14 protein-coding genes are annotated in these 13,223 nt (G+C 67.3%); 10 read left to right on the top strand and 4 right to left on the bottom strand.

Going from position 1 to position 13,223, the window contains the following annotated elements; translation table 11 throughout:
• Window positions 1-56: 56 nt before the first annotated feature.
• Complete coding sequence (locus tag AC1DNC_RS14835) at window positions 57-497, bottom strand: DUF2177 family protein (protein ID WP_476863295.1); 441 nt, start codon at window positions 495-497, stop codon at window positions 57-59.
• 143 nt (window positions 498-640) lie between these two features.
• Here AC1DNC_RS14835 and AC1DNC_RS14830 point away from each other — a divergent pair, with 143 nt between their 5' ends.
• Both AC1DNC_RS14830 and AC1DNC_RS14825 read left to right on the top strand, forming a co-directional pair.
• Window positions 641-1,507, top strand: coding sequence for a DUF1295 domain-containing protein (locus AC1DNC_RS14830; protein ID WP_476863294.1), 867 nt, complete (start codon window positions 641-643; stop codon window positions 1,505-1,507).
• A 122-nt stretch (window positions 1,508-1,629) separates the two neighbouring features.
• Complete coding sequence (locus AC1DNC_RS14825) at window positions 1,630-2,508, top strand: pullulanase X25 domain-containing protein (protein ID WP_476863293.1); 879 nt, start codon at window positions 1,630-1,632, stop codon at window positions 2,506-2,508.
• Window positions 2,509-2,893: 385 nt separating this feature from the next.
• On the opposite strand, the gene AC1DNC_RS14820 is transcribed toward AC1DNC_RS14825, so the two are convergent.
• Window positions 2,894-4,132 (bottom strand): mechanosensitive ion channel family protein, encoded by a 1,239-nt coding sequence (locus AC1DNC_RS14820; protein ID WP_476863399.1) that lies wholly within the window; start codon window positions 4,130-4,132, stop codon window positions 2,894-2,896.
• Window positions 4,133-4,320: 188 nt separating this feature from the next.
• Between AC1DNC_RS14820 and AC1DNC_RS14815 the strand changes: the two genes are divergently transcribed.
• Complete coding sequence (locus tag AC1DNC_RS14815; RefSeq protein WP_476863292.1) at window positions 4,321-5,079, top strand: hypothetical protein; 759 nt, start codon at window positions 4,321-4,323, stop codon at window positions 5,077-5,079.
• Between the two features lie 6 nt (window positions 5,080-5,085).
• On the top strand, window positions 5,086-5,808 hold the full coding sequence (locus tag AC1DNC_RS14810) for a hypothetical protein (protein ID WP_476863291.1): 723 nt from the start codon (window positions 5,086-5,088) through the stop codon (window positions 5,806-5,808).
• A 171-nt stretch (window positions 5,809-5,979) separates the two neighbouring features.
• Here AC1DNC_RS14810 and AC1DNC_RS14805 read toward each other — a convergent pair whose 3' ends face one another.
• Window positions 5,980-6,354 (bottom strand): YegP family protein, encoded by a 375-nt coding sequence (locus AC1DNC_RS14805; RefSeq protein WP_476863290.1) that lies wholly within the window; start codon window positions 6,352-6,354, stop codon window positions 5,980-5,982.
• A gap of 157 nt (window positions 6,355-6,511) precedes the next feature.
• On the opposite strand from AC1DNC_RS14805, the gene AC1DNC_RS14800 reads away from it, so the two are divergent.
• Window positions 6,512-6,829, top strand: a complete 318-nt coding sequence (locus tag AC1DNC_RS14800) for an acylphosphatase (protein ID WP_476863289.1) — start codon at window positions 6,512-6,514, stop codon at window positions 6,827-6,829.
• A gap of 28 nt (window positions 6,830-6,857) precedes the next feature.
• Here the strand turns inward: AC1DNC_RS14800 and AC1DNC_RS14795 are convergent, their stop codons facing one another.
• Window positions 6,858-8,564: a RecQ family ATP-dependent DNA helicase gene (locus tag AC1DNC_RS14795; protein WP_476863288.1), complete on the bottom strand. Its 1,707-nt coding sequence runs from the start codon at window positions 8,562-8,564 to the stop codon at window positions 6,858-6,860.
• Between the two features lie 156 nt (window positions 8,565-8,720).
• On the opposite strand from AC1DNC_RS14795, the gene AC1DNC_RS14790 reads away from it, so the two are divergent.
• The 5 genes from AC1DNC_RS14790 (at window position 8,721) to AC1DNC_RS14770 (ending at window position 13,216) form a co-directional block, all read left to right on the top strand.
• The gene (locus tag AC1DNC_RS14790) at window positions 8,721-9,056 is read left to right on the top strand and encodes a cupin domain-containing protein (RefSeq protein ID WP_476863287.1); all 336 of its coding nucleotides are present in this window, start codon (window positions 8,721-8,723) and stop codon (window positions 9,054-9,056) included.
• Window positions 9,057-9,098: 42 nt separating this feature from the next.
• Window positions 9,099-10,370, top strand: a complete 1,272-nt coding sequence (locus tag AC1DNC_RS14785; protein ID WP_476863286.1) for an alpha-hydroxy acid oxidase — start codon at window positions 9,099-9,101, stop codon at window positions 10,368-10,370.
• 81 nt (window positions 10,371-10,451) lie between these two features.
• The gene (locus tag AC1DNC_RS14780; protein ID WP_476863285.1) at window positions 10,452-11,354 is read left to right on the top strand and encodes an ABC transporter substrate-binding protein; all 903 of its coding nucleotides are present in this window, start codon (window positions 10,452-10,454) and stop codon (window positions 11,352-11,354) included.
• Between the two features lie 6 nt (window positions 11,355-11,360).
• Complete coding sequence (locus tag AC1DNC_RS14775) at window positions 11,361-12,452, top strand: amino acid ABC transporter permease (RefSeq protein ID WP_476863284.1); 1,092 nt, start codon at window positions 11,361-11,363, stop codon at window positions 12,450-12,452.
• Window positions 12,449-13,216: an amino acid ABC transporter ATP-binding protein gene (locus AC1DNC_RS14770; protein WP_476863283.1), complete on the top strand. Its 768-nt coding sequence runs from the start codon at window positions 12,449-12,451 to the stop codon at window positions 13,214-13,216. Before AC1DNC_RS14775 ends, AC1DNC_RS14770 begins: the two co-directional genes overlap by 4 nt.
• The last annotated feature ends 7 nt before the right edge of the window (window positions 13,217-13,223 follow it).

Here is a 13,223-nt window from a genome sequence, read left to right as displayed (position 1 = left end):
GTGCCGCGGACAAGCACCCGGGCGAGCGTGCGGCGTGCGGCGTCGATCAGCCCACTCTAGTGAGCTTGCTTGCCGCGGGCAACGGGTTGGCCCAGTCGCAGAATCGTGGCCGTGAGGGCGGTGACGCCCGCGCACACCGCGGCTCCCCAGACGATGTCCGTCACGGCCACCAGGGCGGGGAAGTCCTTGAGGATGGCAAACGCGGTCAGGGCCCAGGTGGCGTAGGTGAAGAAGCCGAATAGGGCCGCCCCGATGACGCGGCTGCGAAGCGTGGCCCGCGCGTCGTTGGGCCGGATGCCGTAGTGCACGATGCCCACCACGTAGACGAGGTAGAACAGGACAGCGCCCACGACGTTGAAGCTGGCCGGAAGCAGGTGCCCGATCTGGCTGCGGTACTGGGGGTTGGCCACGGTAAAGATCCAGACGGCGTCGATCCCGGCGAAAATCACGGCGGCTACCGCGTAAGCCAGCAGCCACTTCCTGAGCGGACGGGTCATGGGGGCTCCTTCTGGGCGGGACGCGCGATGAGTGATGGGCGGGGCATGACCGGTGGAACTGGAACTTTCCCCAATACTAATTCGTAGGCTTAGTAGTAAGCGCCGGTTACGAGACCTCGGGCCGCCAACGGAAGGAACCGTCCATGAAGGAGTCCGAACGCAAGGCGCTCGCCGTCATCCCGGTGGTGGTGCTGCTCGGTGCCGGGCTCGCCTGGGCCGGCAGCCAGGGCGGTGCAGTCGCGGGCGGGATCCCGGTGTTCGTGCTCGCCGTCGGGGCAGCCTTCCTGATCCAGTGGCTGGCATTCATCCCGGCCTTCCTGGCTCAAACCGAGAAGTTTTACGACCTAACCGGCTCCCTGAGCTACATCGCCGTCACCCTGCTGCTGGTACTGCTGACGCCGGGGATCGACGCCCGGGGACTCCTGCTGGCGGGGTTGGTCCTGGTGTGGGCGATCCGGCTGGGTTCCTTCCTCTTCCGCCGCATCAGTAAAGCCGGGAAGGACGACCGCTTCGATGAGATCAAGCCGTCCTTCGTCCGTTTCCTGAGCGTCTGGACCATGCAGGGAATCTGGGTGGCATTCACGGCGGCCGCCGCATGGGTGGCCATGACGTCCGCGAACCGGGCAGCACTGGATGGCTTCGCCGTGGCGGGCCTGCTCGTCTGGGTGGCCGGCTTCAGCTTCGAGGTTGTGGCCGACTCCCAGAAGTCACGGTTCAGCGCCGACCCCGCCAACAAGGGGAAGTTCATCTCGACGGGGTTGTGGGCGAAGTCGCGGCATCCGAACTACTTCGGTGAAATCCTGCTCTGGATCGGCGTCGCCATCATCGCCCTGCCGGTGCTGCAGGGCTGGCAGTGGGTCGCCCTCATCTCCCCGATCTTCGTCGCCCTGTTGATCACCAAGGTCAGCGGGGTACCGCATCTCGAAAAGAAGGCCGACACCAAGTGGGGCGGCCAGGCCGACTACGAGGCCTACAAGAAGAACACCCCCGTGCTGATCCCGCGGATCTAGCCACGCAACACCGCTTTGGCCGTCACAGGGGGTCACGACACACAGAGTTAACCCCGTCCGGTCGCGGAACCTGCCGAACCTTGGCAAAATGCAGGTGGATCAATTGCTTCTAAAGGAGACCCATGGGCGCGAACGCTGCGGAAAACACGAACCTTCGGCTTAAGGCTGTGCTGGACGTCCTGGCCGAGGGGGTCTGGTCGGGCGAGAAGCTGAACGCCGGCGTCGTGCTCGGCGAGGCAATCGCGCGGGTGCCGCTCAACGACCACGAGCGCGAACTGCTCAGCGGCGGCATTCCCCGCGGCCACAAGGCGCTGACCACCGCCACCGCGAAGCTGGTCAAGGCCGGCTGGCTGGTCAAGGGCCGTTCCGGCTGGACCATCACCGAGGACGGCCAGCGCGCCACGGTCGCCTTCGCCGATTCCGCCGCTTTCACTGCAGCGCTCGACGCCGGTACCCAGCCTCCCGCGGACACCCCGCTGCCGTCCGCCCCGGCGGGTCACGCGGGCAAGCCGGCGCCAAAGGCCGCGCCGAAGGCCGTCAAGGTAGCCGAAGAGGTCGCAGAGAAGGTGGCCGACACGGCCGCCAAGCTCGTGGAAGAGGTTGTTGCGCCGGTCGCCAAGGCCGTCCGCAAGCGCAAGTCCTCGGAAAAGGCGGCCAGCGTTGCCGAGCCCGCCGCCCCGGCAGCACGCGCGGAGACCATCCAGCAGCCGGCCGAGGTGGCCGTCGCCGGCGACTTCAACGTCCTGCTCGGCGCCCCTGCCAACTGGGCGCCGCAGTACGACGAGTCCCAGATGCAGCTGGACGAGGTGGACCAGCTCTGGAAGCTCGCCGCCGAACTGCCCGCCGGCTCCTACAGCTTCAAGATCGCGATCAACCGCTCCTGGGATGAGAACTACGGCGCATTCGGCCACTTCGACGGCGCCAACCACGAGGTGCACCACCGTGGCGGGCTGCTGGTCATCCAGTACGACCACCGGACCAAGGACATCGTCGTCGAGTAGGCCTGCGGCGGATCTGCACCAAGCAACGCGGGGTCATTTACGGCCCATCCTGGCTATCGGGATGGGCCGTAAGTGACCCCGCGTCGGGTTAGAACCGGGTGGGATCCGGGGCCGGTGGAACGGGCGGAGGCGGAACCGGGCCTGGGTCGGGAATGGGCAACGGACCCGGCGTAGGCCCTGGCGCCGGACTTGGGCCCGGGGCTGGGATCGGCGCCGGCGAGGTAGGTCCCGGATCCGGCGGGAACGGATCGCCGGGCTGCGGCTCGGGCGACGTCGGCCCGGGCTCAGGCGGAAACGGGGACGGTTCGGGTGCTGGGGGGATGGTCATGGCTCCGATTATCGACCCGTCACCGGCGGGAGGGAAGGCGGCCAGCGAAGAGCTTGGCTAGTTCTGCGCCGCGATCGACTTGTCCCGGTCCTCGAACACATCCTCGCCCGGTCCGGAAAATGCCCGGGAGCGCTGCACGGCTTCGATCGAGCCGGTGAAGAGCTGTGAGTCGTGCGGGTCGGAGGGCAGCCGCGCGGCGGTCTCATCCGCCGCAGCGAGCTTGCCCGGACGCCGTGCCGCGGGCTGGCCGGAGGCTGCAGTGGACGGCATGGATTCGAGACGGACGTGGGGGAGCGCCGTCGGGTATTCCTGCTGCAGGAAGAGCACCAGCTCTTCGCGGATCAGGCAGCGCAGGTCGAAGAGAGAGGCGCTGTCTCCGGCGCTGACCAGGATGCGAACGCGGACAAAGCCCGCCGTCGCGTCGGTGATCTGCAGGATGCCCACGCGCTTGTCCCAGAGCTCGGTGGTTGCGAGGACCCGCTTCAGCTCGGCGCGCATGGCCTCCACCGGGGCACGCCAGTCGAGGTCGAACTCCACTGTGCCCATCACCTCGGACTGGCGCCGGGTCCAGTTCTCGAACGGCGTGGTGGTGAAGTACGTGGACGGCAGGATCAGCCGGCGGTCATCCCAGATGTGGACCACCACGTAGGTCAGGGTGATCTCCTCGATCCGGCCCCATTCCTTCTGCACCACCACGACGACGTCGTCCACCCGGATCGCGTCGGTGAAGGCGAGCTGGATGCCGGCGAAGACGTTGACCAAGGAGGTCTGCGCTGCGAGGCCGGCGACGATCGAGATCACGCCCGCGGAAGCCAGCAGCCCGGCGCCCAGAGCCTGGATGGCGGGGAAGGTCAGCATGATGCTGCCCAGTGCCACAATGGCGATCAGCGCGACGCCGATCCGACGCGCCAGGATCACCTGGGTGCGGAGCCGGCGGGCGCGCCGGTTGTCCGCCACATCCACCCGGTAGCGCGTGAGGACCATGGTCTCGATGATCAGCAACACCGCAATCGCCAGCCAGGCGACAGACCCAATCAGCGCGATCGTCAGGCCGTGGTCCACGTTGCGGCGCCATTCGGCGTCGGCGGTGGTCAGGGCCAGTGCGATCCGCACTCCGACCAGGCACAGCGCGAAACGCAGCGGCAACCGCGCCATTCGGGAGGTCTCCCGCAGGGCCTCCTGCTTGCGGTTGAGCCGGAGGATCACCCGGCGCACCAGCCAGGAGGCGATCAGCCCGGCGGCCACGGCGAACGCCACAGCGAGGAAGGGCATGGCGGAACTCAGAAACTCTTGCATCATTCAAGGATTAGCAAGCTTCTCTGGCCAATTGAAATCGGTGGAATGTCAAGGTGGGTCTGATCACGCCTGTTCTCCCCGGCACTTCGGGGGTCGCATTGGAGCCGGTTTAGGGCCCTAAGGCCCTAGAATCCGCGGTTCAATGCCCCAGAATGGTGCCATCACTTGCATCTCCGGGGGAGGGTGACATGAGCCATAAGACATCATCGGGTGCAGCCGTTTCCGCCGCGTTCTGCGCGGCGCTTTTGTTGTCTGGATGCGGGTCGCCCGCGGCGGCTCCGGCCACCACCCCGCCGGGCACGACGTCGGCCTCCGCCACTGCGAGCGCCTCGCCGTCGAGCGCCTCGCCAACATCGGTGTCACCGTCCCCCACGGGTACCACGCAGCCGGACGCGACAACGCCCGCCCCGACGCCGGCTGCCCCGGCAGGCTGGAAGTCATACACGACGGCGGACGGAACCCTGACGTTCGACTACCCGGCCGCCTGGTCCGTCAAGGAGGTCAACGGCGCTGCGGCGCTGGTGAGCGATTACGGCAAGACGATGGCGAGGCTCCGCACAGGGGTGGGCGCCGGTCCGGCGTGCACAACGAAATCGCAGTTCATGGTCTACGACTCCGCGCCGGTTCCAGCCCTGGCGCAGTCCGGGGTGACCCCCCGCTTTACCTACGAGGCCAGAGTCAACGCCACCCCGGCGGACATGTCGAAACCGAACACCTTCGCCTACGGCATCACGGCGGCGCCGGAGCCCACCGGGACCGAGGCCTGCCCGATCTCCCATGTCTTCCCCTGGCCGCCCAAATCGGCGTCCTTTGGCGGCGTCTACGATCCGTTCGACACCACCCCCGGCAAACCGATGCACGTGGACACCCCCGAGGTGTACAAGGACACCACCGAGTACAAATACATCAAACAGGCGATGATGTCCCTGCGCCCGGCGGGGAAGTAGCCGCCCGTGGCACGTGCGTGGCAAACGGCCGGCACCGCGGTGGGGCTGGTCCTCCTGCTCGGCGGCTGTGCTGCCCCGGCGGCGCCGGCGGAGAACACCGCGCCCACAAGTACGACGGCGGCGGGCTCACCAGCCTCCGAAACCGCAACGCCGTCCCCCGCAATGCAGCCGGACACAACGCCGTCGGGCTGGCAGACGTTCACGACCTCGGACGGACTGTCCTTCGACTACCCGCCGGACTGGACCGCCAGGGATCCCGGCGGTGACCTGGGCGGCGCGTTCGTGGACGTGACCAACGCGGCCGGGAAGCCGATGGCCCAACTGCGAACCAACATCGTTACCGGCGCCGAGTGCACCGAGCAGTACCCGTACCAGGTCTACGATTCCCAGCCCCTCCAGTCCCTGCTAGAGCCGGGCAGCGCGGACCGGGGTATGCCCCGCTACGTGTTTGAATCCCGCGGGGACGGCACTGCGCCGGGCCATACGACCATGGCCGCGTACGGCATCACCATGATGCCCGAAGAGACCGGGCCGCTCGCCTGCCCGATGTTCCATCTGTTCCTGTGGCCGCCCAGCGGAGCGTTGTTTGGCGGCTCCTACAACCCGACGAACAATCTCACCCCGGGCCCGGCGTCGTTGCCGTATCTGGAGAAGGCGAAGCGCTACGCCGGCACTGCCGAATACCAACTAATCCGGAAGATGATCACGTCGCTGCGGCCCGCGGCCTAATCGGACGCTCCCTCAGGTCTGGTGGTGTTTTTCGGGACGCTCCCTCAGGTCTGGTGGTGGTGCCCGGAACGCTCCCTCAGGTCTGGTGGTGGTGCCCGGGACGCTCCCTCAGGTCTGGTGGTCTTGCCTTGGACGCTCCCTCACCTCTGGCGGTCTTGCCCGGAGGCCCCCTCAGCGTTGTTCGCCGGATGTGAGGGAGCGTCGGGCCCGGGGGTGCCGGATGTGAGGGAGCGTCGGGCCCGGCGGTGCCGGATGTGAGGGAGCGTCGGGCCCGGGGTGGCTAGACAGCAGGGAAGTGCCTGCGCTGTCGTGTATGGGGCGTGCCGCCTGGCTGCTCTTGGTCCAGGTGGTGCCGCCCCAGGGGGTGGAGTGCGTCTCGCGGATCAGCCCGGTGCCAGCGCATTCACGGACGGCCATGATGCCATCCGCTGCGGCACGCTTGTCCTCGAACGCTTTTGAGACAGCAAGCACTGTGCCGTCAGCCCCCAGCAGCCGGAACCGGACGTTCGATTCTGCGTCGGTGAAGATCTCGAATTGTCCTGCCATTGTCTTTTCCTTTCAGGCGTTCCGGCGGGCAACGCGGGGTGTCCGCTGTGTGCCATTCGCCGGAGGTCTCCATCCACCTTCCATGGGTCCGCGGCGGAGCTGAAAGGGGCGAAAGTCCCGGATGTGGGCGGCGCCGGACCGGGACTACATTGGGTTCATGGCTGAATACGCTGAGGGTCCGGGGGCGGGGGATGCAGGCGTCGCCGTGCGGTTGACCGCGCGGGTGCAGGGAATGGTGCAGGCGGTCGGCTTCCGCTACTGGACCGTGCGCAAGGCCGAGGAACTCGCGCTGCGCGGCACCGTCAGGAACAACGACGACGGCACGGTCGGCGTCGTCGTCGAAGGTCCGCAGGCGGTGGTGCTGCAGTTCCGGACCTGGCTGCGCTCGCCGGACGCCCCGGGACGGGTGGACCACGTGGACGAGCGGATCTCCCCCGCCACCGGAGCGTTCAGCAACTTCCGGGTGCTTTACTGAGCGCGGGTCACACCCAAGGCGGGGGGCATCAGGGCAGCGGCCTCAGCAGCCCGCTCGCCAGCACCGCCTGCCGGGAGAGGGTCTTGTAGCCCTCCCGTTCGAACAGCACCGTGATCAGCCCGTCGTCGTGGCCCATCACCAGGCCCCGACCCCAGAGGGCATGCTCCACGCTGGAATTCAGCGGGAATGCCTCTGCGTCAGCCGAGGAAGCGCCGGCCGTGGCAGCGCCGTCGTCGGGCGTCCTCGCTGCGGAGCCCTCGGCGCAGTTGTCGCAGTTCCCGCACGGGGCGGGCAGTTCTTCGCCGAAGTAGCCCAGCAGGAACTGGCGCCGGCAGTGGTGCGTCTCGGCGTAGCCGCGCATCATGGCGATCCGGGACTTGTCCACGCGTTCCCGTGCCGCGGCGAGGGCGACGGCGCGTTCCACCACCTGCGCGGGATCCGCGCCCGGATTCAGGCGTACCCCGCCGGCGGTCGTCACGGCGCCGGTGTCCTGCAGCTCGTGCAGCAGCTCGGTGAGCCGCCGCGGCCGGAACCCGGTGGCCGCCGCGAGGGCCTCCTGCGGAACCGGGCCGCCGGCGTCGTGCAGGAGGCTGAGGACGGCCAGCAGGGCATCCTCGTCCGGCCGGTGGGCGGCGAAGTAACGGCGCAGGCCCAGGTCCTCGGACCGGTAATGCAGCACAGCCTCGGCGGGCAGCCCGTCGCGGCCCGCCCGGCCGATCTGCTGGTAGTAGCTGTCCAGCGACTCGGGGATGTCCGCGTGCAGCACGAACCGGACGTCGGGCTTGTCGATGCCCATGCCGAACGCGGTCGTCGCCACCACCACGTCCAGGTCTCCAACCAGGAACTGCCGATGCACCTCGTCCCGCTCCGCCGCGCTCCGGCCCGCGTGATAGGCAGCGGCGCGCAATCCGCGCAGCACCAGTTTCGCGGCGTACTTCTCGGTGTCCTTCCGCTTGGCGGCGTACACCAGGCCGGGGCCGTGCAGCTCGCTGGCCAGGGTTGCGGCCTGGCGCAGCACGGCGCGGCGCTTCTCCTTGTCCTCGTGGTGGCGGACGACGTCCAGGCTGATGTTGGGGCGGTCGAAGCCGCGGACCAGGACCAGCGGGTCCCTCATCCGCAGGCGGTCCAGGATTTCCTCACGGACCGGGGGAGCGGCGGTGGCGGTGAGGGCCGCCGTCGTCGGGTTGCCCAGGCGCTCGCGGACCTCGCCGAGGCCGAGGTAGTCGGGCCGGAAGTCGTGACCCCAGGCGGAGACGCAATGCGCCTCGTCCACCACGAATAACGCGACGTTGAGGGCCGCGAGCCGCTCCACGGTGCTGGTCTTCGCCAGCTGCTCCGGGGCCAGGAAAAGGAACGCCGCTTCGCCGCGCTCAACGGCTTGCCAGGCCCGCTGCTGCTCCGCGGCGCTGTGCGAGGAATTGACGGCGACGGCGTGTCCCGGGCCAAGCGCCTCCTCCAGACCGTCGAGCTGGTCTTCCTGCAGGGAGATCAGCGGGGAGACGACGACGGTGGGCCGCTTGAGCTGCCGGTGCAGGTAAAGCGCTGGAACCTGGTAGATGGCGGACTTCCCGTAGCCGGTGGGCATCACCGCGAGGACGTCGCGGCCGCCGGCGAGCGCGCGCATGCCGTCGAGCTGTCCGTCGCGGAGCCGGGAGAGGCCGAAGGCAGCGGCGGCGAGCGTGCGGAGGGCGTCGTCTGGCGCTTCGCGGGCCGGGCCGGCGCTGGCTTGGCTCATTCGGCGGCTCCCTTACGAACGTGGGGACTTTGGCGGCCCGCAGTGCCGGCCGTTGAGTTCAGGGTAGGCGCAGCCCGGAGTTACAAGAAACGCATCGGCGCCCGGTCAGGACAAATGGCCCTCGGCAGGGACCTCAGCGGTGGGTAGGGTGACCGCATGCAGAAGATATCGATCGACGCCCTGGCCCGGCAGCAGGTCACGGCAGCGCTCGCGGCCGGAAGCGGGAGGGCCGCCGACACCGTCTACGGCGGGCACGAGAAGGTCCTCCGGCAGACCGTGATGGCGTTCAAAGCCGGAACCCAATTGAGCGAACACCAGAACCCGGGGGAGGCCACGGTGTTTGTGATCCGGGGCTGTGTCCGCCTGCAGGCCGGCGACGAATCGTGGCAGGGCAAAGCCGGCGACCTGCTGATCGTGCCGGACGGGCTGCACAGCCTGATGGCGGAAGAAGACTCGGCCATCCTGATGACGGTGGCGAAGACCAGGGCCTGACGACGGACTAGAACGCGCACGCACCCAGTTGAAAGGTCCTCCTTGAAAGTCAGCGAAGCCAGGCAGCTCATCCAGGTCAAGGCGCCCATCTTGTCCCGCCAGCGACGGGTGCTGGCCGACGCCTTCAATGTGGAGGAGTACCGGAAGGCGGCCCGGAAAGTCCTGCCCACCGGGATTTTCGACTACCTCGACGGCGGATCCGAGGACGAGGTGACGCTGCGCCGCAACCGGGCGGTCTTCGATGCCTGGGCACTCATGCCCAGCTGGGGCCCGGTATCCGGACCCGACACGTCCACCACCCTGCTGGGGAAAGAAAGCGCCCTGCCGCTCACACTGACCCCGACGGGGGCCACCCGGCTGTTCCATCCCGAGGGTGAGGCGGCCGTCGCCGCGGCCGCCGACCGGGCCCGCATTCCTTACGGGCTGGCAGGGCTGAGCACCGTGGCGATGGAAACGATCGCCCAGCGCCAGCCGAACCTTGACCGCTGGTTCAACTTCGGTCTCACCTCCGTCGCCCAGGCGCTCAAAGACAAACTGGCGCGCTGCGAAGCCGCGGGCTTCACGACGCTCATTGTCGGCGTCGATACCCGCGCGCTGGGATCCCGGGAGCGGGATCTTCACAACGGCTTCACCGCGCCGCCCGCGCTGACGCTCTCAACCATCGCCGACATTGCCCGGCGTCCTGCCTGGTGGATCAACTTCCTCAAGGCCGATGGCATCAGTTTCCCCAACCTGGACCCACGCAGTGCGGCGGCAACCTCCATGATCACGCCCGCCATGTGGCAGCACATCCTTGGCCATTCGGATGCGACCAGCGGATGGACGGAATTGGAAGCCTTGCGGCAGGCGTGGCACGGCAAGATCGTCCTCAAGGGCTGCGTCAACCCGGCCGACGTCGCCAAGGCCTCCCGCATTGGCCTGGACGCCGTCCAATTGAGCAACCACGGCGGACGCCAGCTCGATCACATGCTCAGCCCCATGGACGTGCTGCAGGAATCGAGGCAGCGGGTGGGCGATTCGATCGAAATCTACGTGGACTCCGGTATCCGCCGGGGCAGCGACATCCTCAAAGCGCTGGCACTGGGCGCCGACGCGTGTTCCATCGGCCGGGCCTACCTCTACGGGCTGGTCGCCGCTGGATCGCCCGGCGTCGAACGCATCATAGAAATCCTCGCCGACGAACTCCGGCGTACGATGACGCTAGTAGGCGTTTCCAGCATTCCCGAGTTGAAAGCCCGGGGTGGAGAAATTCTCCGGGACATTCGTCGTTTCGGGGAAATCCTTGAATCGACGGCGTCAGGCGACACGAAGTGATTCACTCTGATCCAGCAGGCACCCAGAGTTCTCCCGCAGCGCCGCGGGAGGCTAACGAATCCCTGAACAGCTAAGGAAACCATGCGTACTCGATACCTTTTTCCCGTTCTCACGATCGCTACGGCGCTCTCCCTCTCAGGCTGTGTTAACAACAGCGAACCCGCCGCCACGGGCGGAACAAATGGCACCTCCGACGCCGTCGATGTGAAAAAGAACGACGCCATTGCCGCGGCCCTGCCGGAGAAAATCAAGACCGCCGGCGTGCTCAATGTCGGCATGGCCAACAATTACCCGCCCAACGAGTTCAAGGACGATAACGGCGCACCGGCAGGCTGGTCCGTGGATCTCACTAACGCGCTGGGAAAAGTGATGGGGCTGAAGGTCAATTTCGACATTGGCACCTTCGATAACATCCTTCCGGCCGTCCGGGCAGGGAAGGACGACATGGGCATGTCCTCCTTTACCGACACCGTGGAACGCGAAAAGCAGGTGGATTTCGTGAACTACTATTCCGCCGGCATTCAGTGGGCCGCGCCGAAGGGGAAGACCGTGGATCCGAAAAACGCCTGCGGCCTCAAGGTCGCCGTCCAGGCCACCACCTACGAGGACACCCATGAGGTGCCGGCCAAATCGAAGGCCTGCACGGATGCTGGCAAGCCGGCCATCACCATCTTCCGCTACGACGCCCAGGACCAGGCCACGAACGCCCTGGTGGTGGGGCAGGTGGACGCCATGAGCGCCGATTCGCCCGTGACGCTGTACGCGATCTCCAAGACCAAGAACAAGCTGCAGACCGCCGGCGACGCCTTTGAGGTGGCACCGTACGGGATCCCGGTGGCGAAGGGCAGCGCGTTCACGCCGGTCCTGCAGAAGGCGCTCCAGTCGCTGATCGACGACGGTTCCTACACCAAGATCCTGGCCAAGTGGGGAGTGGAAGCCGGCGGCATCAAGACGGCGGAACTCAACGTGGCCGCCAAAGGGTGACATCAGATGAACGAGCGGGAACCCGACCGGATGCTTGACTCGGACCCGGCCAACAAGCTGCCTGCCGGCGGGGCGCAGCCGGTCGGTAAAGCGCTGCCGGCCGGCAAGGTACAGCGCGCCGGCGCGGGCGGCGGGGCGGACGACGCCCCGGCGGAGGCGATTGTCGCCATTCCGCTGCGGCACCCCTGGCGGAACGTGATCGCCGTTTTCTTGGTGCTGGGCTTGGCGGTCTTCGTCCTCGACGCCGCGCAGCGCCCGGACTATGGCTGGGCGGACGTGGGCAAGTACATCTTCGACCGCCGAATCAGCCAGGCCGCGTGGGTGACGCTGTGGCTGACCATTTACGCGATGATCAGCGCGATCGTCATCGGGCTCCTGCTGGCCATCATGCGGCTCTCCCCGAACCCGGTGCTGAAGAGCATCGCATGGCTTTACATCTGGATTTTCCGGGGGACTCCGGTCTACGTCCAGTTGGTGTTCTGGGGCATCGTGTCGCTGATCTATCCGGTGTTCACCCTGGGGATTCCGTTCATGACGCCGTGGGTCACCATCCCGAACGAGGTCTTCACCAACCTGTTCATTACCGCCGTCATCGGGCTGGGCCTGAACGAGGCCTCCTACATGTCCGAGATCGTGCGGGCCGGCCTGCTGTCCGTGGACGAGGGCCAGGCCGAGGCCTCGACGGCGCTGGCCATGTCCTGGGGGCAGACGATGCGGTACGTCGTGGTTCCGCAGGCCATGAAAATCATCATTCCGCCCACCGGCAACGAAGTCATCTCGATGCTCAAGACCACCTCCCTGGTTGCCGCGATCCCCTTGAGCATCGACCTCTACGGCGTATCCCGCGGCATCTCCGCCGTGACGTTCACCCCCGTGCCGCTGCTGATCGTCGCGTCCCTCTGGTACCTGCTCTTCACCTCGGTGCTGATGGTCGGCCAGCACTTCATCGAAAAGCGGTTCTCGCGCGGAACCGGGCGGATGAAGACTGACAAGGGACCTGCGGCACCCGGGCCGGCAACGACGACGGCGCCGGCCGCGCCCGGCGCACCCGGCGCCCCCGCCACCCCGACCGGCACCGACTTTGGAGGAAAAGGATGACCGGCGCGCCCATGGTCCTCGCGGAAAAGGTCTCCAAGAACTTCGGCACCAACAAGGTGCTGCGCGGGATCAGCCTGGAAGTGGACCGCGGCGAGGTGCTCTGCATCGTGGGCCCCAGCGGCTCAGGCAAATCGACCTTCCTGCGCTGCATCAACCACCTGGAACGCGTCGACGGCGGCAGGCTGTCGGTGGAAGGCCAGCTGGTTGGCTACCGTCAAAAAGGCGACAAGCTCTACGAGCTCAAGCTCAGTGAAGCAGCGCACCAACGGCAGGACATCGGCATGGTCTTCCAGCGGTTCAACCTGTTCCCGCATCTCACCGCGTTGGAGAACATCACCCTTGCTCCCATGCGGGTGAAAAAACAGTCCAAGGCGGCGGCCACCGCCAGGGCTATGGAACTGCTGGAGCGTGTGGGGCTCGAGGACAAGGGGGATGCCTATCCCGCGCACCTGTCGGGGGGCCAACAGCAGCGCGTCGCGATCGCCCGGGCCCTGGCCATGGACCCGAAGCTGATGCTCTTCGACGAACCGACCAGTGCCTTGGACCCGGAGTTGGTGGGCGAGGTCCTGGACGTCATGAAGGGGCTGGCCAAGAGCGGCATGACCATGATCGTGGTGACCCACGAGATGGGGTTCGCCCGGGAAGTCGCGGACACCCTGGTCTTCATGGATGAAGGCGTGGTGGTGGAAGCCGGACCGCCGCGGCAGCTCCTCAGCGACCCGCAGCATGACCGGACCAAGGCGTTCCTCTCCAAGGTCCTCTGACGCGCTA

The sequence above is a fragment of the Arthrobacter sp. 01N442 genome, assembly GCF_056399345.1.
Note: the sequence above shows the minus strand (reverse complement) of the source record. Positions and strands in the feature narration are given on the sequence as shown.

Excerpts from the sequence above, each read along its gene's own strand:
- AC1DNC_RS14835 (WP_476863295.1), bottom strand. The coding sequence starts at position 497 with ATGACCCGTCCGCTCAGGAAGTGGCTGCTGGCTTACGCGGTAGCCGCC.
- AC1DNC_RS14830 (WP_476863294.1), top strand. The coding sequence starts at position 641 with ATGAAGGAGTCCGAACGCAAGGCGCTCGCCGTCATCCCGGTGGTGGTG.
- AC1DNC_RS14825 (WP_476863293.1), top strand. The coding sequence starts at position 1,630 with ATGGGCGCGAACGCTGCGGAAAACACGAACCTTCGGCTTAAGGCTGTG.
- AC1DNC_RS14820 (WP_476863399.1), bottom strand. The coding sequence starts at position 4,132 with ATGCAAGAGTTTCTGAGTTCCGCCATGCCCTTCCTCGCTGTGGCGTTC.
- AC1DNC_RS14815 (WP_476863292.1), top strand. The coding sequence starts at position 4,321 with ATGAGCCATAAGACATCATCGGGTGCAGCCGTTTCCGCCGCGTTCTGC.
- AC1DNC_RS14805 (WP_476863290.1), bottom strand. The coding sequence starts at position 6,354 with ATGGCAGGACAATTCGAGATCTTCACCGACGCAGAATCGAACGTCCGG.
- AC1DNC_RS14800 (WP_476863289.1), top strand. The coding sequence starts at position 6,512 with ATGGCTGAATACGCTGAGGGTCCGGGGGCGGGGGATGCAGGCGTCGCC.
- AC1DNC_RS14795 (WP_476863288.1), bottom strand. The coding sequence starts at position 8,564 with ATGAGCCAAGCCAGCGCCGGCCCGGCCCGCGAAGCGCCAGACGACGCC.
- AC1DNC_RS14790 (WP_476863287.1), top strand. The coding sequence starts at position 8,721 with ATGCAGAAGATATCGATCGACGCCCTGGCCCGGCAGCAGGTCACGGCA.
- AC1DNC_RS14780 (WP_476863285.1), top strand. The coding sequence starts at position 10,452 with ATGCGTACTCGATACCTTTTTCCCGTTCTCACGATCGCTACGGCGCTC.
- AC1DNC_RS14775 (WP_476863284.1), top strand. The coding sequence starts at position 11,361 with ATGAACGAGCGGGAACCCGACCGGATGCTTGACTCGGACCCGGCCAAC.
- AC1DNC_RS14770 (WP_476863283.1), top strand. The coding sequence starts at position 12,449 with ATGACCGGCGCGCCCATGGTCCTCGCGGAAAAGGTCTCCAAGAACTTC.